The sequence below is a fragment of the Streptomyces xanthophaeus genome (genome assembly GCF_030440515.1).
Classification (GTDB): domain Bacteria; phylum Actinomycetota; class Actinomycetes; order Streptomycetales; family Streptomycetaceae; genus Streptomyces; species Streptomyces kutzneri.
In genome coordinates this window covers 5,118,015-5,140,369 of record NZ_CP076543.1, presented here as the reverse complement: position 1 = coordinate 5,140,369, position 22,355 = coordinate 5,118,015, and the positions used below count along the sequence as shown (strand labels likewise).

Genomic DNA, 22,355 nt, shown 5'->3' with positions numbered 1-22,355 from the left:
AACCAGCCCCGCCGGCGTTTGAGGCGCAGGGGCTACGCCCAGAGCTGGCCCTGGAGGACCTCGATCGCTTCCTCGGTGGTCGCGGCCGTGTAGACGCCCGTCGACAGGTACTTCCAGCCGCCGTCGGCCACGACGAAGACGATGTCCGCCGATTCGCCCGCGGCCACCGCCTTGCGGCCGACGCCGATCGCCGCGTGCAGGGCGGCTCCCGTGGAGACGCCCGCGAAGATCCCCTCCTGCTGCAGCAGCTCCCGCGTCCGCGTCACCGCGTCCGCGGAGCCCACCGAGAAGCGGGTGGTGAGCACGGAGGCGTCGTAGAGCTCCGGGACGAAGCCCTCGTCCAGGTTGCGCAGCCCGTAGACCAGGTCGTCGTAGCGCGGCTCGGCGGCGACGATCTTGATGCCCGGTACGTGTTCGCGCAGGTAGCGGCCGACGCCCATGAGGGTGCCGGTGGTGCCCAGGCCCGCCACGAAGTGGGTGATGGAGGGGAGGTCCGCGAGGATCTCCGGGCCCGTGGTGGCGTAGTGGGCGCCCGCGTTGTCCGGGTTGCCGTACTGGTAGAGCATCACCCAGTCGGGGTGCTCGGCGGCCAGTTCCTTGGCCACCCGGACGGCCGTGTTCGAGCCGCCGGCGGCCGGCGACGAGATGATCTCGGCTCCCCACATGGCCAGCAGGTCACGCCGCTCCTGGCTGGTGTTCTCCGGCATCACGCACACGATGCGGTAGCCCTTGAGCTTGGCCGCCATCGCCAGCGAGATGCCGGTGTTGCCCGAGGTGGGCTCCAGGATGGTGCAGCCGGGGTGGAGCCGGCCGTCCTTCTCGGCCTGCTCGACCATGTGGAGCGCGGGGCGGTCCTTGATCGAGCCGGTCGGGTTGCGGTCCTCCAGCTTCGCCCAGATGCGGACGTCGTCCGAGGGCGACAGCCGGGGCAGCCGGACCAGCGGCGTGTTGCCGACCGCGGCCAGCGGGGAGTCGTAGCGCATTACTTCGATCCGCCGGCCACGGCCGGGAGGATGGTGACGCTGTCGCCGTCCTTGAGGGCGGTGGAGATGCCGTCGAGGAAGCGGACGTCCTCGTCGTTGAGGTAGACGTTGACGAAGCGGCGCAGCTGGCCGCCGTCGACGATGCGCTCCTCGATGCCCTTGTGACGGGTTTCCAGGTCCGCGAAGAGGTCGGCGAGGGTCGCGCCCTCACCGGAGACGGCCTTCTCGCCTTCGGTGTAGGTGCGGAGGATGGTGGGGATGCGGACCTCGATGGCCATGGCTGTCTCCAGTCGTCTGGGAGTGCGTGAGAAGCGTGGGAAGGTGCGGCGCGCGGTTCGTCGGCCCCCCGCGCGGAAGGGCTCTGGTGCTCAGAGCGCAGGACAGATGGCGCTGGCGAGGCGGCACAGGTCGACGTGCAGCCGCGCCACGAGCAGCAGCCTGCCGGGCGTCTCGATGCTCACGTCGTGGGAAACCATGCGGTCATGTTAACGATTCCCGGTCCCCCGTTTGGAGTGTGATCCCGCATCGTGGACGCCCAGCGCTCACATACTGGTCAGTAGGCGTCGACGACCTGCACTTCTTCCTCGGTGATCACTCCGTCGACGATCCGGTACGAGCGGAACTGGAACTCCCCGAGGCCGTCCTCGTCCGCCGTCGAGACGAGCACGTAGTGCGCGCCGGGCTCGTTCGCGTACGTGACGTCGGTGCGCGAGGGGTACGCCTCGGTCGCGGTGTGCGAGTGGTAGACGATCACCGGCTCCTCGTCGCGGTCGTCCAGATCGCGGTAGAGCTTCAGCAGATCCTTCGAGTCGAACTCGTAGAACGTGGGCGAGCGGGCCGCGTTGAGCATCGGGACGAAGCGCTCGGGGCGGTCGTTGCCCGCCGGGCCGGCCACGACACCGCACGCCTCGTCGGGGTGGTCCTTGCGGGCGTGCTCGACGATCTGCTCGTACAGGGCCTTGGTGAGGGTCAGCATGAGCGACAGGATAAACAGACGGGCCCTTCCGTACCGAGGAGTGGTACGGAAGGGCCCGCATGATGGACACGCCGCCCTGGGGGCAACGTCGTGGGGGCGCGGTTCCCGGCCGCGGCAGGCGGCCGGGACGCACGGTCCCCGGGTGCTACGAGGCCTTGGTGAAGGCCGCGCCGCGCGGGTCGCGGGACTTCATGACCAGGTAGGAGACGCCCAGGATCAGGCCCCACAGCGGGGCGCAGTACAGCGACACGCGGGAGTCCTTGTCGGCGCCCATCATCACGATGACCATGCCGATGAAGAGCAGCGCGAACCAGCTCGTGTACGGGGCGCCGGGTGCGCGGAACGCGGACTGCGGCAGCTCGCCGCGGTCGGACTTGGCCCGGTAGCGGATCTGGCAGACGAGGATCATGATCCAGGCCCACATGCCGGAGATGGTGGCGAAGGAGACGACGTAGTCGAAGGCCTTGCCCGGGGCGACGTAGTTGATCCAGACGCCCACCAGCATCAGCGCGGCCGAGAAGGTGGTGCCCACCAGCGGGGTGCCGCTCCTGGTGAGCTTGGTGAAGACCTTCGGGCCCTGGCCGTTGATCGCGAGGTCGCGGAGCATGCGGCCGGTGGAGTACATGCCCGAGTTGCAGGAGGACAGGGCAGCGGTCAGCACGACGAAGTTGACGATCGCGGCGCCGATGCCCAGGCCCATGCGCTCGAAGGCGGCGACGAAGGGCGAGACGCCCGGCTGGAAGTGCGTCCACGGGACGACCGAAAGGATCATGATCAGCGCGCCGACGTAGAAGACGGCGATGCGCCACGGCACGGTGTTGATGGCCTTGGGCAGGGTCTTCTCGGGGTCCTTGGACTCGCCGGCGGTGACGCCGACGAGCTCGACCGCGAGGAAGGCGAACATCACGATCTGCAGGGTCATCAGCGTGCCGCCGATGCCCTTGGGGAAGAAGCCGCCGTCGTTCCACAGGTTGGAGACGGTGGCGGTGTCGGCCGCGTCGGAGAAGCCGATGGTGAGGATGCCGGCGCAGATCAGGATCATGCCGACGATGGCGGTGACCTTGACCATGGAGAACCAGAACTCCAGCTCACCGAAGAGCTTCACGGAGATCAGGTTGGCGGCGTAGAGGATGACCGTGAAGATCAGCGCGTAGGCCCACTGCGGGAAGCTGTCGTGGGTCCAGTACGACATGTACTGCGCGGCCGCGGTGACCTCGGTGATGCCGGTGACCACCCAGAACAGCCAGTACGTCCAGCCGGTGACGTAGCCCCAGAACGGGCCCAGGAACTCGCGGGCGTAGTCCGAGAAGGAGCCGGAGACGGGCCGGTACATGAGCAGTTCGCCCAGGGCCCGCATGATGAAGAAGATGACCAGGCCGGCGATGGCGTAGGCCAGGATCAGGCTCGGGCCCGCCTTGGAGATCGCCTTGCCCGCGCCCAGGAACAGGCCGGTGCCGATGGCCCCGCCGATCGCGATCATCTGGATCTGACGGGCGCCGAGCGTGCGGTGGTAACCCTCGCCGCCCTCGCCCTGTCCGCCCTCGCCGGGCGTCTTGTCGTGCTGCTCGACCTGCACAGAGGTCATGTCTGGTGCGCCTTTCTCCACGCCGACCCGCGCCTTCATTGGCTGCGGATCGGGTCCTCGATCCCCCCGGATACGGATGGAGTTGCACGCCGGCGGTCAGCCGGTCCAAGCGAGCCGGGAGACATGGGTGGCGTCCCGTCGGCGATCGTGAAGATTTATCACGTGCTTACGGCCGCCCGAGGGGGAGAAATGTGGCGCAGGGCATCAAAAAATCGCCCCAAAGGCAGAGAAATGGATCAGATCACCGCATGGCGGTGATCTGATCGTTATCCGGATTTGAGCGTCCGCTGAGCGAACGGTGTTCCGGTTTGAGGATTCTCAGAGGGTTTCGATCAAGGTTTCCTGGAGACCGCCGAGCCAGAGGTAGGCCATCACCATGGGCTTGCGCGGGTCCTCGTCCGGCAGCCGGAACAGCATCGCGCTCTCGTCGTCCTCGGTGATGTCGAGGCGGGCCGCGATGGTCAGGCGCAGGTCGTTGAGCGCGCCGAGCCAGCGCAGCGGCAGCTCGCCGGACAGCTCCAGCACCGCCGCACCGTCGCCGGACGGGGTGAGCCCGTCCAGGCTGCGTACGACCGCCAGCGCGTCCTCGCGCTTGCGGGCGCGCAGGTCGTTCTCGGTGAAGCGGCGGAACTCCGCGGAGCGGGCCGCGAGCTCCTCGGGGGCCACGCCCTTGTCGCCGGCCCCGTCGGGGGCCCCGTACGCGTCGGGGAAGAGCCGGGCCAGCGCCGGGTCGGACGGGGGCTCGGAGGGGCCCTCGGCGAACAGCGCGGCGAGCGGGTCGGCGTCCTCGGCGGGCTCCGGCTCGCCGGGGCCGATCAGCTCCAGCAGCTGGACGGCCAGGGAGCGCAGGATCGAGATCTCGATCTCGTCGAGCGCGATGGAGGCGCCGCCGCCCTTCAGGGACTCGAAGGTGCCGCCCATCAGGTGCGGTCCTGCGAAAGGGTCGCCCACAGGCCGTAGCCGTGCATGGCCTGCACGTCGCGCTCCATTTCCTCGCGGGTGCCGCTCGAGACGACCGCCCGCCCTTGTGATGGACGTCGAGCATCAGCTTGTGCGCCACGTCCTTCGAGTAGCCGAAGTACGCCTGGAACACGTACGCCACGTAGCTCATGAGGTTGACCGGGTCGTTGTGCACCAGGGTCACCCAGGGGACGTCGGGTTCGGGGACCGCGAAGGTCTCTTCGGCGGATTCGGTGCGTTCGATCTCAACGGGAGCAACACTCACTCGTCCCATGCTGCCACCTCGACCGCGCCCACGCCCAAACAGGGGCCGTACGGCCCGGTTCGGCAATCCCCGCCTACATCTCGTCACTTTGACGAAATGTGCGCTAGCATCCCAGCCATGAACCCTGCGGACCTGGGCCTGCCGGTGGACGTGCCGTCGACAGCGCTCTTCACGGACCATTACGAGCTCACGATGCTGCAGGCCGCACTGGCCAACGGCACCGCCGACCGACGCTCGGTCTTCGAGGTGTTCACCCGGCGGCTGCCCGAGGGGCGCCGCTACGGGGTGATCGCCGGAACCGGGCGGGTGCTGGACGCGGTGGAGAACTTCCGCTTCGACGGCGCGGTGCTGGAATTCCTGCGCGAGCGGGCCGTCGTCGACATGCGGACGCTGGACTGGCTGGCCTCCTACCGCTTCTCCGGCGACATCTGGGGCTACCAGGAGGGAGAGGTCTACTTCCCCGGCTCCCCCGTCCTGCGGGTGGAGGGCAGCTTCGCCGAGTGCGTGCTGCTGGAGACCGTGATCCTGTCGATCCTGAACCACGACTCGGCGATCGCCGCGGCCGCCTCCCGGATGTCCTCGGCGGCCGGCGGCCGCCCGCTGATCGAGATGGGCGCCCGGCGCACGCACGAGCTGGCGGCCGTCGCCGCGTCGCGGGCCGCGTACGTCGGCGGCTTCACCTCGACCTCGGACCTCGCGGCCGGATTCCGGTACGGCATCCCGACGGTCGGCACGAGCGCGCACGCCTTCACCCTGGTCCACGACAGCGAGCGGGACGCCTTCACGGCGCAGGTGGACTCGCTGGGGCGGGGCACCACCCTGCTGGTGGACACGTACGACGTGGCCGAGGCCGTCCGTACCGCCGTCGAGGTGGCGGGCACCGACCTGGGCGCGGTCCGGATCGACTCCGGAGACCTGCTGCTGGTGGCGCACCGGGTGCGGCAGCAGCTCGACGAGCTCGGCGCGACCTCGACGAAGATCGTGGTCACCTCGGACCTCGACGAGTACGCCATCGCCTCGCTGGCGGCGGCTCCGGTGGACGCGTACGGCGTGGGCACCCAGCTGGTGACCGGCAGCGGGCACCCGACGTGCTCGATGGTCTACAAGCTGGTGGCACGGGCCACCTCGGCGGACCCGAAGGCGGCGCTGGCCCCGGTGGCCAAGAAGTCCACGGGGGGCAAGACCTCCATCGGCGGCCGCAAGTGGGCGGCCCGCCGCCAGGACGCCGACGGCGTCGCGGAGGCGGAGGTGATCGGCGTGGGGCCCGTCCCCGCCGCCCTGGCCGACCACCAGCTCCTGACCCAGCTGGTCAAGGCCGGCGAGGTGGTCGCCCGCGAGCCGCTGGAGGCCGCGCGGGACCGCCACCGCGCCGCACGCGCGAGCCTGCCGATGTCCGCGACGCAGCTGTCGCGGGGCGAGGCCGTGATCCCGACGGAGTACGTCTGACCCTGCGGGTCCGGCGCCGGGGCCTGCCCCGGACCCCGCGCCTCGAACACCGGCGGGGCTGAATCGGCGCCGTGGCCGCCTGCCCGGCGCCGCTCGGGTCGCCCGCAGGGCAATGCCGGCCCCGCCGGCGTTTGAGGCCCGGGGGTCCGGGGGCAGAGCCCCCACGCGGCGCAGCCGCCGTACAGCACAGCGGGAAGGGGCGGGGTAGGGGAAGAGCCCCCGCAGGGCCCGCCGCAGCACACCATCAAGCCGAAGGGCACGCGAAATGCACCGCGCACTGATCGTCGTCGACGTACAGAACGACTTCTGCGAGGGCGGCAGCCTCGCGGTCACCGGCGGAGCCGACGTCGCCGCCGCCGTCACCGAGTACATCGGCCAGGCCACGCCCGCGTACCGGCACGTCGTCGCCACCCGCGACCACCACGTCGACCCCGGGTCGCACTTCGCGCACCCGCCGGCCGAGCCTGACTACGAGACCTCCTGGCCCGTGCACTGCGTCGCCGGGACCGAGGGCGTGGGCTTCCACCCGAACTTCGCCCCCGCCGTGGCCTCGGGAGCCGTCTCCGCCGTCTTCGACAAGGGCGCGTACGAGGCCGCCTACAGCGGTTTCGAGGGCGCCGACGAGAACGGGACGACGCTCGGCCAGTGGCTGCGGGACCGGCACGTCACCGAGGTGGACGTGGTCGGGATCGCCACCGACCACTGCGTGAAGGCCACCGCCCTCGACGCCTCCCGCGCCGGCTTCACCGCCCGCGTCCTGCTGGACCTCACCGCCGCCGTGGCCCCGCACACGACCGCACGGGCCCTGGACGAGCTCCGTGCGGCCGGTGTGACCCTCGTCGGCGGCCAGGCCGGCCAGGACGCGCCCTAGGCTCCCAGAGACGACCTAGGTGCCCAGCAGGGCCCGGATGGGGTGCCAGAGCTCCTGCGCCCGGTCCGGGGCCCCGCGCCACAGCAGGCCGTCCGGATGGTGCAGGACGGCCGTGACCTCGTCCGGGGTCGGCGGGTGCGCGTTGCCCCGCAGGTACACGGCCCGCATGCCGAGGTTCCGCAGCCTGGTCAGGGCGCGGGCCCGGTTCGCGGCGTGCACCAGCACCCGGACATTTCCACCTTCACCGGTCGGCCTCGGCAGTGTGAGCGCAACCACCACACTGCCACCCGGCAATCTCACGAAACCGCCGCCTGGCATCGCTGTCATCTCCCCCGTCAATAAGAAACTCGTACCGGGCATCTAAACGCGATCGGCCGCCGCCCGCTAGAGGGCGACGGCCGATCATGCTTTGACCTGCGGTTTTAACGAGTTACTTCGAGGAGGGGCCGACCTCGATGGTCATGACCTCACCGTCGTAGGTCTCCTTCAGGATCTTGATCTTGGTGTTGGTGTCAGTGACCTTCACCGATCCGGTCGGGTTCTCGTCGTAGTAGTACTTGCCCTTGTGGTCGTCGAAGACCAGGTTCGCGGGCTTCGGCTTCAGGAACAGCGACTCGCCGTTCTTGTGCAGCGTGAACGCATCCGTCGAGTACGCGCTGAAGGTGGCGTCGTACGGCTGGATCTTGTTGCGCAGCAGGGTGCCGTCCGCCCACTTCATGGGCTTGGCGTTGGCGTCGATCGGCAGGATCAGGCCCTGGCCCGGGTGGACGCTGGTGTTGTTGTCCTTCTGGCTGGTGTCCCACTGCCAGATGAGCAGACCGTCCTGGTACGGGTAGTGCTCGACCCAGTCCGGCTTGGTGTTGCCGAAGCCGAAGTTGTACGGGCCCACCTTGAGGGTGGAGTCGTACGAGACGTAGCGGCGGTTCTCGGCGATGTAGCGCTGCGCGTACTCCTTGGAGAAGTCGGCGCCGATGCGCGAGAAGCCCTTGCCGGTCCAGCCGTTGTCGCCGTTCTCGGCGCCGTCGGTGAACAGCGCGGAGCCGTCGGCGGTGAGGGTGATGGCATCGGCCGTGAAGCCCTTGCCGCCCGCGCCGCCGTCCGTCTGGTAGCGGAAGCGGAGGTCGACCTTCTTGCCCGCGTAGGCGTCGAGCGGGAAGTTCAGGTTCTTCCAGGCACCCGAGACACCGGTGAGCGACGGGCTGCCGGAGGCGTCGGCCGGGAGGGCCGTGCCGTCGGCGGTGCCGGCCAGCGCGGTCCAGGTGGCGCCGCCGTCCGTGGACACCTCGGTGTAGAGGTAGTCGTAGTCGGCCTCGATGTCCCACCAGCCCTTGAGGGACAGGGCGGCGGACTTCTTGCCCGTCAGGTCGACCGAGCGGGTCAGGGTGTTCTTGAGGTCGTCACCCATGTTGCTCCACCACTGGGTGGAGCCCTCGGCCGGCTTGACGACCTCGGTCTTGACCTGCTTCTTCGGCAGCTCGACGACCAGCGCCTGCTTGTCCTTGGTGTTGAACGCCGACACACCCAGCTTGTGGGTGGACTTCGTCGCGGCCTTGGCCGTGTCGTAGTTCAGCCAGCCCAGCTGGAGCTTGTCCCAGGCGGTCATGTCGCCCGGGAGGTCGCCGATGGAGTCCTGGCCCTTGCCGAGCCAGGAACCGGCCGACATCAGGGACCAGAAGCCGACGCTGTTGTCGCCGCCACCGGTGGTGTCGTAGAGGTCCGGCAGACCGAGGTCGTGACCGTACTCGTGCGCGAAGACACCGAGGCCGCCGTTCTCGGGCTGCATCGTGTAGTCGCCGACCCAGATGCCGGTGTTGCCGATCTGGGTACCGCCGGCCTTGTTGTTGTCCGGGCCGGTCTTGCCCGCCGCGGTGCCGTAGGCGTACCAGCGGTGCGCCCACAGCGCGGTCGTGCCCTGAACGCCGCCACCGGCCGACTCGTCCTCGCCCGCGTGGACGATCTGGAAGTGGTCGATGTAGCCGTCGGGCTCGTTGAAGTTGCCGTCGTTGTCGAAGTCGTAGCGGTCCCACTGGTCGTACTGGGACAGCTGCGCCTTGATCTGCGCGTCGGTCTTGCCGGCCTTCTTCTGGGCCTCCGACCATGCGGTGACGCCGTCCTTGACGGTGTCCCACACGTTGGAGCAGTTGGTCTGGCCGCAGTAGTTGGAGCCGTAACGGCCCTCGTTGTACGGGACCTTGACCCAGTCGGCGACCTCGCCCTCGACCGAGTAACGGCCCGAGGAGGTCTTCTCGTAGTAGGTCTTCAGCGAGTCCTTGCCCTGGCCCGTGGCGAAGTACAGGTCCTGGAAGTACTGACGGCTGAAGTCCTTGCGCCAGGCGGTGCTGTTGTCCTTGGCGCGGTCCGGCTGGGCGATCGTGTTGTGCAGCGGACCGGGGGTACCGCCGTACTTGGGGACCTCGGGCTTGGGGCCCGGGCCGTCCGGGTCGAACATGGTGGTGTTGTCGACCTGGTCGCCGAACTCGACGAGGATCGTGAAGATCTTGTCGGTCTTCTCGCGGCCGAGCTCGACGTACTTCTTGTCGTCCAGCTTGACGACCTTGGAGGCGCCGCGCTGCTCGACGCCCTTCTTGCCGGTCAGGACCTGGTCCAGGGCGGCAGCGCGCTGCTTGGCCTGCTGGTCGCTGAACGGGCCCTTGAGGTCGTGCTCGACGACCTTGGAAGGCGACGTCGGGTCCTGCCGGTCGGCCGCAGGGGCGGCCGGAGCCTTACCCTCGGCCTGAGCCGCGGTGACGGTGAAGAAGGTGGCGCTTGTCGCACAAGCGGCCATGGTCACGGTGACGGCGGCAGCACGTATCGCACGCCGTCTGGCGGAATTGCTGGTCACTTGATGTGTTCCCCTCCCGCGGCCGCAACGTTGGTCGGAACTTCTCCATAGGAGCGGGGGGTTCCGCGCGGCGCGCGTCTCAAGTGACGACATTTGACCGGAGGGAAGCGAGAAAAGACAGACCTTGACTTGACCCTTACAACTGCACTATGCGGTCAGGGAGTTCCGCTATCCGGACGATCCGCAGCCATACGGGGCGAAGGGCCCTTCCCGCCCCCGCGAGAGGTCCGTCCCGTCCCCCTTTCTCCCTCTGCCGTCGCCCGGAAAATGATCCCGTGCGCCCCCTGTGCTCCGGCACCGTGTGTTAGGTCACGCTTACCGGCGGTCCGACTCGGGCATCTCCCGTCATAGAGTCACTTGACGCGCGAACTGGTTGAGCCGACTCCCCCTCCCCTCACCGAGGACGGATATCGCCATGCCGCGTCCGACTGCCGCACAGCTCGCGTACGGGTCCGCCACGGTCGTCGTGTCGACGATCGCCATGCTGTTGCTCTCGCAGACGAGCACCGGGCTCGGCGTCGCGGTCATCTCCGCCGCCGCGCTCGCCCTGGGTCTGCTCGTCGCGCTCACCGTGCCCATCCCGCGGCGCCGTGGCCGCCATGCGGCGCGTACGGGGTCCTCCGCGGCCGCCGGAGCCTCCGCGGCCTCCACGGCCCAGGACGGCGCGACAGGGGCCGGCCGGGTGGCCGAGACCCGGACGGCACCGGCCGAACACCCCGTACATCACTGACGGTTGACGCCCGACGCGACGCGGGCGGCCTCCCCGGAGGGACGGCCGCCCGCGTCGCGATGCGTCATGTCTGCGTCTAGCCGGTGGCCTGGACCACCACGGTCTTGGCGACCTTGTCGTGCAGGCCCTGCTTGTACGGCTTGTCGACCAGGATCGAGACGACCAGCGCGATCGGCCACAGGCAGGCGCAGCAGATCAGGGTCGGCAGCCAGAGCACGGCGGCGCGCGACAGGGAGGCGTTGGAGTTCGGCACGCTGCCGTCGTTGAGCATCGCGACGCGCAGGCCCATCGCCCTCTTGCCGACCGTCCGGCCGTTCTTCTTGGTGAACCACCAGTCGTAGCCGACGTACGCGACGATCGAGATCAGGGTCATGATCAGGCCGCTGCCGCTGTAGGACTTGCTGACCACCTCGCTGAAGTCCTCGCCCTGGTCGGTGTCGAACCGGTAGCGGCTCGTGCCGAAGGCCAGCTGGATGAGGGCCAGCGGGATGGCGATGATCACGACGTCGATGATGCGCGCGAGGAGCCGCTTGCCGAAGTCGGCGAGCGGGGGCATCCCGGCGAGCGGATCGGGCATGCCGTAGCCGCCGCTCCCGCCGTACGGGTCTCCGCCGCCGCCTCCGTACGGGGGCGGCGGGGGCGGATATCCCCCGCCCGGGCCTCCGGGCGGAGGGGGCGGTGGGGGCGGGTATCCCCCACCGCCGCCCGGGCCTCCGGGCGGGCCTCCGGGCGGAGGGGGCGGACCACCGCTGCCGGGGGGCGGCGAGCCGTACGGCGAACCGCCCGACGGAGGCGTCGGTTCCTGAGGCTTCTTGAGGAACGGGTCGTCCTCGGGCGGCTGGCCCGGCGGCTGGTCGGTACTCATGGCCCGAGTCGAACCCGGCTCCGACACCCTCGCAACGGGACCGCGTCCATTCGGGGGGAGGGGCGGGACCGGGCGCGGGGCCGGGCCGTGCGGGCGCCCTCAGCGGGCCACGTACGTACGGGCCGCCTTGTCGTGCCAGGCCTGGCGGCGCGGGCGGTCCACGAGGCACCAGAGGCTGCCCGGGAGGCCGAGGAAGGCGTACAGCAGCCAGCGGAGCAGGGCCGCGCCGAAGGTGGGCGGGCGCAGGGTGGCGGTGGCCAGGACCCGGACGCCCAGCAGCTTCTTGCCCGGGGTGCGGCCCCAACGGGCGGTGGGCAGCACCTCGTAGAGGACCCCGAAGAGGAGGACGGCGCCGAGGACCAGGCCCAGGAGGCCGGCGATGGTCCCGTCGAGGAGCCAGACGGTGGTGGTGCGGCCGCTCGCCCGGGCGGCGTCGACCTTGGCCTCGACATGGGCGGTGGCCTCGGGGAGGAGGGGCCGGGCCACGGCCACCGCGACGGCGGCGTAGACGAGGGAGTCCAGGGCGCGGGCGACGGCCCGGCGCGGCAGCCCGGCGGGGCGCACGGCCCGCTCGGCCATCCGCTCGAACACTTCCCGGGGCGTACGGGCCCCCGCGGGGCGGGAGTCGGAGCCGCCCGGGCGGGCCTCCTCGGGCCCGCGCGGCTCCCGGCTCCGGGGCTGCGGCTGGGGCTGGGGCTCCGCCGGGGCGGGCGCCTCGGGCCGCGCCGCGATCTTCGGGCGCACTCCGGCGGGGCGCGGTGCCCACACCTCGGGCCGGTCGGCGGCCGGGGCGGCGGGCGCGGCGGGGCGCGGCCGGGACGGTGCGGGCGCCGGAGACGGGGTGGGCGCGGGTGCGGGGGCGACCGCCTCGGGCCAGGAGGAGGTGAGCCCGGACCCGCCGGCCCCGGGGGCGTCGGGCCACTCCGGGGCCGGAACCGGAGCCGGAGCCGGGGTCTGGGTCTGGGCCGGGGTCTGGGCGGCCGGGGACCGCACCGACAGGATCCCAGCGGAGGCCTGCTCGGGAAGTCTCGCGGGGGCCGCCGCGGGCGCCGCCGCGGCGGCCGCCGTACGGGCCAGGGAGATGCCCGCCGACCGCGGGGACGGTTCCGGTTCCGGTTCGGGTTCCGGTTCGGCTTCCGGTCCGGGCTGCTGGGCGGACTGCGCGGCGGGTTCCGGATCCGGCGCGCTGCCCCACGACACCCGGTGGTCGCGGGGCCCGCCGAAGCCGGCCTGGTGCACGGGATCGGCCTGCCACACCACGGGCTCGGCGAACGCCTCGGCCACAGGAGCGGGGGTGGGGGTGGGAGCGGGGGCGGGCTCCGGCAGCGCCTCGGTCATGGAGGTCTCGTCGAGGAACACCGGCCCCGTCTCGTCCGCGCGCGGGGCCCGCCCGCCACGGACGGCGGGCGCGAGGGGTGCGGCGACGGGCCTGGCCTGCGGGGCAGGTTCCGGCTGCGGGGCAGGGCGGCTCGTACCCGGTACCCAGGCCGCTCCGTTCCAGTAGCGGATGTACCCCGGGATGGACGGATCCGGGTAGTAGCCCTCGCGGGCCGCGTGCTCGCCGTCACCAGGGGAGGCCGTCATGTCCCCAACTCCGATCGTGGCTTGAGGCTTGTGCAAGGGAGGACCATAGCCAAGAACCGCCCCCCGACAGGTCCGGTAACGGGAGAATCCAAGCAAACGAGCGAACGTCACCCTGCACGACGGTTTTCGGCCAGCCGAAAGAAATCGGCCAATCTCCGGTTCGCTGCCCGAAGTCGCGTCATACCCGGGCACACTGCCGCTCTCTCCGGTTGTGGGGCCCCGTCCGGCCCCGCGCACCGAACCGAAGTGAGGCCGTCATGCACCACCCCGTCATCGAGCGCGAGCTGGAACTGAAGCTGGTCCTGTCCCCCGAGCGCAGCATCCCCGTCCCCGCGCGGCTCCTCTACCTCACGCACGACCCGTACGCCGTCCACATCACCTTCCACACCAGCTCGAACACCCCCGTCAACTGGACGTTCGCCCGCGAGCTGCTCGTCGAGGGGGTGTTCCGCCCGTGCGGCCACGGCGACGTCCGGATCTGGCCCACGAAGGTCGACAACAAGGCCGTGCTCTGCATGGCGCTCACCTCCCCCGACGGCGACGCCCTCCTGGAGGCCCCGGCGACCGCCGTGTCGGCCTGGCTGGAGCGCACGCTGCGCGTCGTTCCGCCCGGCACCGAGACCGAGCGGCTCGGCCTGGACGACGCGCTGGCCGAGCTGCTCACCCCGACCCCGGCCGACGACCTGTGGCTGCGCGACCCGTGGCCGTCGGACGAGTCGGCGGACGGGGACCTGTGATGCGGGGCGACCGTACGCCTCCCGGCCCCCGCACGCCGACCGGCCCCGGCACGCCCGCCGGCCCCGGCCGCACCGGCCGCACCCGGCGCGAGGCGTCAGAAGAGCTTGCCGGGATTGAGCAGCCCGAGCGGGTCGAAGGCCTGCTTGACGGCCCGCTGCATCTCCAGCCCCACCGGGCCGAGTTCGCGGGCCAGCCACTCCTTCTTCAGCACACCGACACCGTGCTCTCCGGTGATGGTCCCGCCCAGTTCCAGTCCCAGCGCCATGATCGCGCCGAACGACTCGCGGGCGCGCCGCGTCTCGTCCTCGTCGGCGGGGTCGAAGCAGACGATCGGGTGGGTGTTGCCGTCTCCGGCGTGCGCCACGACCCCGATGAGCAGGTCCTGGGCGCGGGCGATGGCGGCCGTACCGTCCAGCATCTCGCCGAGCCGCGAGCGCGGTACGCACACGTCGTCGATCATCGTCGCCGGCCGCAGCGCCTCCAGCGCGGGGAAGGACATCCGGCGGGCCTGGAGCAGCAGTTCGGACTCCGCCTCGTCCTCGGCGGGGACGACGGCGGTGGCTCCGGCGGCCGTGCACAGCTCCCCCACGGCCGCGAGGTCCCCGGGGGCGTGCGGGGTGTCGAAGGCGGCCAGCAGCAGGGCCTCCGTGGCCTCGGGCAGGCCCATCTTCCCGAGGGCGTTGACGGCCCGGACGGTCGTCCGGTCCATCAGCTCCAGCAGCGAGGGGGTCAGACCCGCCTCCATGACGGCGCAGACGGCCTCGCAGGCGGCCGCGACGGAGGGGAACTCGGCGGCCAGCGCCAGCTGCCGGGGCGGTGCGGGGCGCAGCGCGAGGACGGCCTGGACGACCACGCCCAGGCTGCCCTCGGAGCCCACGAAGAGCCGGGTGAGGTCATATCCCGCCACGCCCTTGGCGGTGCGCCGGCCCGTGCGCAGCAGCCGCCCGTCTGCCAGGACGACGTCGAGGCCGAGCACGTACTCGGCGGTGACCCCGTACTTGACGCAGCACAGGCCGCCCGAGGCGGTGCCGATGTTGCCGCCGATGGTGCACTGTTCCCAGCTGGAGGGGTCGGGCGGGTAGTACAGGCCCTGTTCGGCGACGGCCCGTGAGAGCACGGCGTTGACCACGCCCGGCTCGACCACGGCGATCCGGTCGACGGCGCTGATCTCCAGGATCCGGTCCATCTTGACGAGCGAGAGCACGATGCAGCCGTCGGAGGCGTTGGCTCCGCCCGACAGGCCCGTCCGGGCGCCCTGCGGGACCACGGGGATCCGCAGGGCCGTGGCGGTGCGCAGGACGTGCTGGACCTGTTCCACGGTCCGGGGCAGGACGACGGCGGCCGGCGTGCCGGCGGCGCAGAAGCTGGCCATGTCGGTGGCGTAGGAGGTGGTCACCTGGGGGTCGGTGAGCAGGGCCTCGGCGGGGAGCCCTTCGAGCAGGCCGGCCCGCAGACGTGCGAAGAGATCGTCATCCATGGGACCAGCGTGGCAGCCGGGGCCATCGGTGTGAACACGGCCGCGCTCCCCTTCGGACACCTCGGCGAGCTCTTCATATTGACGCACAGTGACCCCATGGACCGTATCGACGAGGAATCGCAGACGCCGGCGCCGCCCGTGACCTTCACCGGCCGCAAGACGCTCGTGGCGGCCGCGGTCGCCGTGGTCCTGATCGCCGGGGCCCTGCTGATCCGGCCTGCCAGGACCGGTGACGATGCCCGTCCGCCGGAGCCGGGCGAGCGCGCCGCGTCGGCGGTGGGCATGGGCGCGCCCGCCGCGGTGGTGGACCTGACGGCGCTGGTGGCGGACCGGGAGAAGTGGCTCGCGGCACATCCGGACGACGAGGCCTCCTGGGCGGTGCTCGGCTCCGCGTACCTCGAACAGGCGCGGCGGACGGCCGATTCCGGCTGGTTCCCGAAGGCGGAGAAGGCCCTGAAACGCTCGCTGGAGGTCCGGCCGGCCGAGAAGGGCAACTTCGACGCGATGACGGGCATGGGCGCGCTGGCCAATGCCCGGCGGGACTTCGGGACGGCCCGCAAGTGGGGCGAGCTCGTACGGGCGCAGGCGCCCAAGCGGTGGACGGCGTACCCGGTGCTGGTGGACGCGTACACCGGTCTCGGCGACTACAAGGGCGCGCAGAAGGCGATGGAGCTGCTGCTGGACATCCGGCCGGGCCTGGCCGCGTACGTCAGGGCCTCGCAGGTCTACCGGGACCGCGGCTGGCGCGAGGACGCGGTGGTGGCGATGGAGCACGCGGCGGGCGCGGCGAAGGCCCCGGCGGAGAAGGCGTACGCGCTGTTCCGCCTCGGGGAGCTGTCCTGGGAGCGGGGCGACCCGGCCGAGGCGCTGCGGCAGTACGAGGGCGCGCTGCGGACGGATCCGGCACAGGCGGAGGCCCTCGGCGGCCGGGCCCGCGCGCTGGCCGCCCTGGGGCGCGGCGGGGAGGCGGTACGGGACTACCGGCTGGCGCTGGGCCGGTCGGCGGTGCCGCAGCTGGCGCGGGAGCTCGGGGAACTGCTGGACTCGCTGGGCCGGGGGCCGGAGGCGCGCACCCAGTACGAGGCGCTGACGACGATGGTGGCCCGGGACAGCAGGAACGGGGTCGACGACGCGGTGCTCCTCGGCCTGTACGAGGCGGACCACGGAGATGCGACGGCGGCCGTGCGGCGCCTGTCGCAGGAGTGGTCGCGGCACAAGAGCGTGCAGGTCGCGGACGCGCTGGGGTGGGCGCTGCACCAGACCGGCGAGGACGCGGCGGCGCTGGAGTACGCGAAGAAGGCCACGGAGCCGGGGCTGCGCAGCGCCGACTTCGCCTTCCACCGGGCGATGATCGAACGCGGCCTCGGTGACGAGGAGGCGGCCCGCCGCCACTTCCAGGAGGCCATGCGGACGAACCCGCACTTCTCGCCGCTGCGCGGGCCGGTGGCGAAGCAGGCCCTGGCGTCGATCGCGCAGCCGCCGCCGGGGGGCCCGGAGAACATCCGGCCGACCGCTCCGTGGGTGGAACCGGAACTCCCGAAGGCGGCGAAGCCGACGCCGTCGGCGAAGCCGTCCCCGAAGCCGACGGGGCACTGAACCCCGCCTGCGGAGAACACAGCGGCGCCGCACCCGGGAACGGGTGCGGCGCCAGGCCCCCCTCGGGCCGTGTCGTGAAGACCCGCTGCGGTGCACCGGAGCGGTGCGTGCAGCGCGTCGAAAGCTGCGGGCCGAGCCGGAGGCTAGAGGTTGCCGCGCTTGTCCTGCTCGCGCTCGATCGCCTCGAACAGGGCCTTGAAGTTGCCCTTGCCGAAGCCCATCGAGCCGTGCCGCTCGATGATCTCGAAGAAGACCGTCGGACGGTCCTGCACCGGCTTGGTGAAGATCTGCAGCAGGTAGCCGTCCTCGTCGCGGTCGGCCAGGATCTTCAGCTCGCGCAGCTCGTCGATCGGCACGCGGGTGTCGCCGACCCACTCGCCGAGGGTGTCGTAGTACGTGTCCGGGACGGACAGGAACTGGACGCCCGCCGCGCGCATCGAGCGGACCGTCGAGACGATGTCGTTCGAGGCCAGTGCGATGTGCTGGACACCGGGGCCGTTGTAGAACTCCAGGTATTCGTCGATCTGCGACTTCTTCTTCGCGATCGCCGGCTCGTTGATCGGGAACTTGACCTTCTTGGTGCCGTCCGCGACCACCTTGGACATCAGCGCCGAGTACTCGGTCGCGATGTCGTCGCCCACGAACTCCTTCATGTTCGTGAAGCCCATGACCTTGTTGTAGAACGCGACCCACTCGTTCATCCGGCCGAGCTCGACGTTGCCGACGCAGTGGTCGATGGCCTGGAAGGTGCGCTTGGCCGGGGGCTCGACCATCGGCTCGACGGCCACGTAGCCCGGCAGGTACGGACCGGTGTAGTCGCCGCGCTCGACCAGCGTGTGGCGGGTCTGGCCGTAGGTCGCGATGGCGGCCAGCACGACCGTGCCGTTCTCGTCCTTGACCTCGTACGGCTCGTCCAGCCCGCGGGCGCCCTGCTCGACGGCGTACGCGTACGCCGCGCGGACGTCCGGGACCTCGATGGCGAGGTCGATCACGCCGTCGCCGTGCTCGGTGACGTGCTCGGCGAGGAAGCGGCCGTGGTCGGTCGTCGCCTTGATGACCGAGGTCAGCACGAAGCGCGCGGAGCCGTTGGTCAGGACGTAGCTGGCGGTCTCGCGCGAGCCGGTCTCCGGTCCGGAGTAGGCCACGAGCTTCATGCCGAAGGCGGTCGAGTAGTAGTGCGCGGCCTGCTTGGCGTTGCCGACGGCGAAGACGACCGCGTCCATGCCCTTCACCGGGAAGGGGTCGGCCTCACGCGCGGTGTGCGGGGTGGTGTCGAGGGTCTCAGTCATGAGCGCAGAGTCCCGCCGATCCACAAGCTGCGCAATAGTTTCCTATTTGGCTGTACAAACTGACCAGGATGACCGCAGGCTGTGTGAAACATCTGTGCACTATGACCACTCGCGAGCACGCGTGGGCACCCGGAGGCATCCATGGGCATCGACGAACTCGACGGCCGGCTCATCGTCCTGCTCGCCCGCGAGCCGCGGATCGGGGTCCTGGAGGCCTCGCGGCGGCTCGGGGTGGCCCGTGGGACGGTGCAGGCCCGCCTGGACCGGCTCCAGTCGAACGGGGTCATCCGCGGGTTCGGCCCGCAGGTCGACCCGACGGCGCTCGGGTATCCGGTGACCGCGTTCGCGACGCTGGAGATCAAGCAGGGACAGGGGGCGGACGTACGGGCGCACCTGAACGGGGTGCCGGAGGTGCTGGAGCTGCACACCACCACGGGGCACGGGGACATGCTGTGCCGGCTGGTGGCCCGGTCCAACGCCGACCTCCAGCGGGTGATCGACCGGGTCGTCGGCTTCGAGGGGATCGTGCGGGCCTCGACGGCGATCGTGATGGAGAACCCCGTACCGCTGCGGATCATCCCACTGGTGGAGCAGGCGGCGGAGGACGACACCCGGACCTGACATCCCAAGAAGGCGTTGCAAAGAAACCCTTGCACATAGATCTTTGCAAGCCTATCGTCGAGCCATGCCCGAAAAGCCGGTAGAACCTGCGGGGCCAGCAGAGCCCAACGTCCGTACGCTCGACGCCCGTTCGCTGCGGGGCCTCGCCCACCCCCTGCGCATCCGCCTGCTGGGCGCACTGCGCCACGACGGCCCCGCGACCGCCTCCCAACTGGCGGGCCGGTTCGGGGAGTCGAGCGGAGCCACCAGCTACCACCTGCGCCAGCTCGCGGCGCACGGGTTCGTCGAGGACGCTCCCGAGCACGGCAAGGGCCGCGAACGCTGGTGGCGGGCCGCGTACGACGGCACGGCGTTCGACGAGACACTGACGCTCGACGAGGACCCCGCCGTGCGCGGTGCGGCGGATCTCTTCCTGCACGAGATCGCGACGATCCACACGCAGGAGCTGAGCACCTGGCTCGGCAACGCCCACAACTGGCCGACGGAGTGGCGGCGCGGTGCGGACATGAGCGACTTCACCCTGCACCTGACTCCCGCGCAGAGCCACGAGCTGATCCACAAGATGCACGACCTGATCAACAGCTACCGCGACCTGCCGGCCTCGCAGGACACGAAGGCGGTCCGCGTCCACACACACGCCTTTCCTCGCGAAGCCTCGGGGTAGCGGGGTCCCGGCGGTCGGCTCGGCGGTCGGCTCGGCGGCACGGACCCCTCCTGCCGAGGGCTTGGCAGCCGGCTCGGCGGCACGGACCCCTCCTGCCGATGGCTTGGCAGCCGGCTCGGCGGCACGGACCCCTCCTGCCGAGGGCTTGGCAGCCGGCTCGGCGGCACGGACCCCTCCTGCCGTGGTGGGTCGCCTCAATCGCCGGCGGGGCTTCAAAGGGTGGGGCGGTGCCCCGCACGAGGGTCTCCTCGGCTCGGCGCGTTCGGGCTTGTCACGGCCAGACGGCCGTGGTCGCGCCTCGTCCTGCGGGGACCCTCCTGCGTGTCCCCGCCCCACGGCAGGCTTCGACGGCGTGAGGGGTGGGGGGACGGGGCGGGGTGTCCCCGCAGGACGAGCGCGCAACCACCGAGAACAACCGAGACAAACCCGCACGCGCCGAGCCGAGGAGACACCCCGCCCCGGCCCCCCACCCCGCCACCAACCGACAAGCCCGCCACTTCCAGCCTCGCCGGCGTTTGAGGCGCGGGTCCGGGCAGAGCCCGGCACACGGCAGCGCGCCCGAAGACACCGCCGAGCCGCCCGCAGGGCAACGGCGGGTCCGGGCAGAGCCCGGCACACCACCGAACACCCCAGAGGAGTCCACCGTGCACGCCTTACCGACCGACGAGCCGACCCGCGCGGAGCGCCGTACCGACAAGCGCCCTCTGATCGGCGTGCTGGCCGCCAACACCATCTCCATAGCCGGGAGTTCCCTCACCCTCATCGGCGTGCCGTGGTTCGTGCTCCAGACCACGGGCAGCGCCGGCCGGGCCGGGGTCGTCGCCTTCTGCGCCACCCTGCCCGTCATCGTGGCCGCCCTGATCGGCGGACCGGTCATCGACCGGATCGGCCGCCGCCGGGTCTCCGTCGCCTCCGACCTGATCAGCGGCCTGTCGGTCGGCGCGATCCCGCTGCTGCACTACACGGACGTGCTGGAGTTCTGGATGCTGTGCGCGCTGATGGCCGTCGGCGGCCTGGTGCACACCCCGGGCCTGACCGCCCGGGCCGTTCTCCTGCCGAATCTCGCCGAGCACGCCGGCACCACCATCACCCGGGCGGCCGGCCTCTACGACGCGGTCTCGCGCGGCGCCCGGATGATCGGGGCCGCGGTGGCCGGACTGCTCATCGCGGCGTTCGGCGCCGAGACCGTACTGCTGCTGGACGCGGCGACCTTCGGGGCGTCGGCGCTGCTCGTCGCCGCCTTCCTGCGCGCGGTGCCGGCCGCCGAACCGCAGCGCACCGGCGGGAAGGTCTCCCTCAAGGCGTACCGCGCCGAACTCGCCGAGGGCTGGGCCTTCATGACCCGTACCCGGCTGCTGCTGGGCGTCACGGTGATGGTCATGATGACCAACGGGCTGGACCAGGGCTGGTCCTCGGTCCTGCTGCCGGTGCACGGCCGGGAGGCCCTCGGCGGCGCCACCTCGATCGGCCTGATGATCTCCCTCTTCGGAGGCTTCGCCCTGCTGGGCGCCCTGCTCTACGGGATGTGGGGCGAGCGGTTCCCGCGCCGCACGGTGTTCACGGCGGCCTTCCTGCTCTCCGGGGCGACCCGGTACGTGGTGGCCGCCCTCACCGACACGACCCTGCCGCTCGCGGTGACGATGGCCCTGGCCGGCCTGGGCGCGGGCATGCTCAATCCGATCCTGACCACGGTCATGTACGAGCAGGTGCCGGAAGCGCTGCGCAGCCGCGTCTCGGGCGTGGCCACGGCTGGCTGCGAGCTGACCATGCCGATGGGCGGACTCGCCGCGGGCCTGCTGGTCGACGGGTTCGGGGTCACCACCGCGCTGCTGCTGTTCGGCGGCACATATCTGCTGACGACGCTCGCCCCGATGGTCTTCCCGGCCTGGCGTGGACTGGACGGGGCGCCGGCCGTCAGCAGGACGGAGCCGGCTCTCCCCGGTTCAGTGCGCGAAGAGAGTTCACCGCATCCGTCAGCGAGGTGACGGGGACCAGCCGCAGCCCCTCGGGGAGTTCCGACAGGGCGTCCGCGCACTCGGCCTTCGGTACGAGGAACACGCTCGCCCCGTCACGCCGCGCGGCCTGGGTCTTCAGGGCCACCCCGCCGACCGCGCCAACCTTGCCGTCGGCGGTGATGGTGCCCGTACCGGCGATGCTGCGACCGCCGGTGAGATCGCCGCCGCTGCCGTCACCGTCGAGCTTGTCGACGATGCCGAGGGAGAAGAGGAGTCCGGCGCTCGGGCCGCCGACGTCGGCGAGGTTGAGCTCGACCTTCACGTCCTTGGGGTCCTTGTGGAGGAAGCCGAGCGCCGCGTCGGTGGCGGCCGACTGCGACTTGGACATTTCCTCCAGGTTGTGCTTCTCGATCTCCTCGTCGCTTCCGCCGGAGGAGTAGACGGCCTCCCGGGGCATGACCGCCTGATCGGTCTTGAACCAGTGACCGATCAGCTCGTGCAGCTTCATGGTCGAGGACGGGCCGGTGGCCCGGATGGTGGTCATCCGCAGCTCGCCCTTGGTGTCCCGGACCGGGGCGCCGGTCACGGTGATGACCGGCTTGCCCTGATCGGAGCCCAGAACGTCGGCCGTGAGCCCGGGAATGGCGACCACGAAGGGCAGCGGCGCAAAGGCCGCGGCGGCGAAGAGCCCGAGCACGGGCACGGCGCAGACGGCCAGGGCGGCGGGACGCGGCAGACGCGAGAGGCGTGAGAGCACCCGCCCAATCTATCCGGCCCCTCCCACCCCACCGGGCCACCCCAGCCCCACCGGGCCCACTCAGCCCCGTCGGCGTTCGAGGCGATCTTTTCAGCCCCGCCGGCGTTTGAGGCGCGGGGGCCCGGGGGCAGCGCCCCCGGCAACGGCGCCG

At 71.3% G+C, this 22,355-nt stretch carries 21 protein-coding genes and 1 pseudogene; 8 read left to right on the top strand and 14 right to left on the bottom strand.

Annotation, left to right across the window (positions count from 1 at the left end):
• Window positions 1-32: 32 nt before the first annotated feature.
• The 7 genes and pseudogenes from KO717_RS22770 to clpS all read right to left on the bottom strand — a co-directional run bounded on the left by KO717_RS22770 (window position 33) and on the right by clpS (window position 4,778).
• Window positions 33-983: a PLP-dependent cysteine synthase family protein gene (locus KO717_RS22770; RefSeq protein WP_301370798.1), complete on the bottom strand. Its 951-nt coding sequence runs from the start codon at window positions 981-983 to the stop codon at window positions 33-35.
• On the bottom strand, window positions 983-1,261 hold the full coding sequence (locus KO717_RS22765; RefSeq protein ID WP_030010597.1) for a MoaD/ThiS family protein: 279 nt from the start codon (window positions 1,259-1,261) through the stop codon (window positions 983-985). The genes KO717_RS22770 and KO717_RS22765 overlap by 1 nt, the downstream gene beginning before the upstream one ends.
• A gap of 90 nt (window positions 1,262-1,351) precedes the next feature.
• Window positions 1,352-1,459 (bottom strand): putative leader peptide, encoded by a 108-nt coding sequence (locus KO717_RS37365; protein WP_314252769.1) that lies wholly within the window; start codon window positions 1,457-1,459, stop codon window positions 1,352-1,354.
• 77 nt (window positions 1,460-1,536) lie between these two features.
• On the bottom strand, window positions 1,537-1,959 hold the full coding sequence (locus KO717_RS22760; RefSeq protein WP_301370796.1) for a M67 family metallopeptidase: 423 nt from the start codon (window positions 1,957-1,959) through the stop codon (window positions 1,537-1,539).
• A 145-nt stretch (window positions 1,960-2,104) separates the two neighbouring features.
• Complete coding sequence (locus KO717_RS22755) at window positions 2,105-3,544, bottom strand: amino acid permease (protein ID WP_301370794.1); 1,440 nt, start codon at window positions 3,542-3,544, stop codon at window positions 2,105-2,107.
• A 318-nt stretch (window positions 3,545-3,862) separates the two neighbouring features.
• Window positions 3,863-4,465, bottom strand: coding sequence for a DUF2017 domain-containing protein (locus KO717_RS22750; protein WP_301370792.1), 603 nt, complete (start codon window positions 4,463-4,465; stop codon window positions 3,863-3,865).
• Window positions 4,465-4,778: pseudogene (gene clpS / locus KO717_RS22745) on the bottom strand (ATP-dependent Clp protease adapter ClpS). Before clpS ends, KO717_RS22750 begins: the two are co-directional and overlap by 1 nt.
• A 108-nt stretch (window positions 4,779-4,886) precedes the next feature.
• Between clpS and KO717_RS22740 the strand changes: the two are divergent.
• Both KO717_RS22740 and KO717_RS22735 read left to right on the top strand, forming a co-directional pair.
• Window positions 4,887-6,215, top strand: a complete 1,329-nt coding sequence (locus KO717_RS22740) for a nicotinate phosphoribosyltransferase (protein WP_301370791.1) — start codon at window positions 4,887-4,889, stop codon at window positions 6,213-6,215.
• 265 nt (window positions 6,216-6,480) lie between these two features.
• Window positions 6,481-7,086, top strand: a complete 606-nt coding sequence (locus tag KO717_RS22735) for an isochorismatase family protein (RefSeq protein WP_301370789.1) — start codon at window positions 6,481-6,483, stop codon at window positions 7,084-7,086.
• Between the two features lie 15 nt (window positions 7,087-7,101).
• Here the strand turns inward: KO717_RS22735 and KO717_RS22730 are convergent, their stop codons facing one another.
• Together KO717_RS22730 and KO717_RS22725 are read right to left on the bottom strand one after the other, a co-directional pair.
• Window positions 7,102-7,404, bottom strand: coding sequence for a hypothetical protein (locus KO717_RS22730; protein ID WP_301374679.1), 303 nt, complete (start codon window positions 7,402-7,404; stop codon window positions 7,102-7,104).
• 112 nt (window positions 7,405-7,516) lie between these two features.
• Window positions 7,517-9,871, bottom strand: a complete 2,355-nt coding sequence (locus KO717_RS22725; RefSeq protein ID WP_301374677.1) for an immune inhibitor A domain-containing protein — start codon at window positions 9,869-9,871, stop codon at window positions 7,517-7,519.
• 472 nt (window positions 9,872-10,343) lie between these two features.
• Here KO717_RS22725 and KO717_RS22720 point away from each other — a divergent pair, with 472 nt between their 5' ends.
• Window positions 10,344-10,658: a hypothetical protein gene (locus KO717_RS22720; protein ID WP_301370787.1), complete on the top strand. Its 315-nt coding sequence runs from the start codon at window positions 10,344-10,346 to the stop codon at window positions 10,656-10,658.
• Window positions 10,659-10,734: 76 nt separating this feature from the next.
• Here KO717_RS22720 and KO717_RS22715 read toward each other — a convergent pair whose 3' ends face one another.
• Together KO717_RS22715 and KO717_RS22710 are read right to left on the bottom strand one after the other, a co-directional pair.
• Window positions 10,735-11,523, bottom strand: coding sequence for an RDD family protein (locus KO717_RS22715; RefSeq protein WP_301370785.1), 789 nt, complete (start codon window positions 11,521-11,523; stop codon window positions 10,735-10,737).
• Between the two features lie 99 nt (window positions 11,524-11,622).
• On the bottom strand, window positions 11,623-13,107 hold the full coding sequence (locus KO717_RS22710) for an RDD family protein (protein ID WP_301370783.1): 1,485 nt from the start codon (window positions 13,105-13,107) through the stop codon (window positions 11,623-11,625).
• 257 nt (window positions 13,108-13,364) lie between these two features.
• On the opposite strand from KO717_RS22710, the gene KO717_RS22705 reads away from it, so the two are divergent.
• Complete coding sequence (locus KO717_RS22705; protein ID WP_301370782.1) at window positions 13,365-13,844, top strand: SsgA family sporulation/cell division regulator; 480 nt, start codon at window positions 13,365-13,367, stop codon at window positions 13,842-13,844.
• Between the two features lie 95 nt (window positions 13,845-13,939).
• Here KO717_RS22705 and KO717_RS22700 read toward each other — a convergent pair whose 3' ends face one another.
• Complete coding sequence (locus KO717_RS22700; protein ID WP_301370779.1) at window positions 13,940-15,322, bottom strand: FAD-binding oxidoreductase; 1,383 nt, start codon at window positions 15,320-15,322, stop codon at window positions 13,940-13,942.
• A gap of 96 nt (window positions 15,323-15,418) precedes the next feature.
• Here KO717_RS22700 and KO717_RS22695 point away from each other — a divergent pair, with 96 nt between their 5' ends.
• Complete coding sequence (locus tag KO717_RS22695; RefSeq protein ID WP_301370777.1) at window positions 15,419-16,918, top strand: tetratricopeptide repeat protein; 1,500 nt, start codon at window positions 15,419-15,421, stop codon at window positions 16,916-16,918.
• Between the two features lie 143 nt (window positions 16,919-17,061).
• Here the strand turns inward: KO717_RS22695 and hppD are convergent, their stop codons facing one another.
• A complete protein-coding gene (gene hppD / locus KO717_RS22690; protein ID WP_301370776.1) occupies window positions 17,062-18,207 on the bottom strand; it encodes a 4-hydroxyphenylpyruvate dioxygenase in 1,146 nt (381 codons plus the stop codon).
• Between the two features lie 141 nt (window positions 18,208-18,348).
• On the opposite strand from hppD, the gene KO717_RS22685 reads away from it, so the two are divergent.
• The 3 genes from KO717_RS22685 to KO717_RS22675 all read left to right on the top strand — a co-directional run bounded on the left by KO717_RS22685 (window position 18,349) and on the right by KO717_RS22675 (window position 21,477).
• Entirely contained in the window at window positions 18,349-18,828 is a 480-nt protein-coding gene (locus KO717_RS22685) for an Lrp/AsnC family transcriptional regulator (protein WP_301370775.1), read from the top strand.
• 64 nt (window positions 18,829-18,892) lie between these two features.
• Window positions 18,893-19,492 (top strand): ArsR/SmtB family transcription factor, encoded by a 600-nt coding sequence (locus tag KO717_RS22680; protein ID WP_301370773.1) that lies wholly within the window; start codon window positions 18,893-18,895, stop codon window positions 19,490-19,492.
• Between the two features lie 644 nt (window positions 19,493-20,136).
• Complete coding sequence (locus KO717_RS22675) at window positions 20,137-21,477, top strand: MFS transporter (protein WP_437184554.1); 1,341 nt, start codon at window positions 20,137-20,139, stop codon at window positions 21,475-21,477.
• Here KO717_RS22675 and KO717_RS22670 read toward each other — a convergent pair.
• On the bottom strand, window positions 21,407-22,204 hold the full coding sequence (locus KO717_RS22670) for a S16 family serine protease (protein ID WP_301370770.1): 798 nt from the start codon (window positions 22,202-22,204) through the stop codon (window positions 21,407-21,409). The genes KO717_RS22675 and KO717_RS22670 overlap by 71 nt on opposite strands.
• Between the last annotated feature and the right edge of the window lie 151 nt (window positions 22,205-22,355).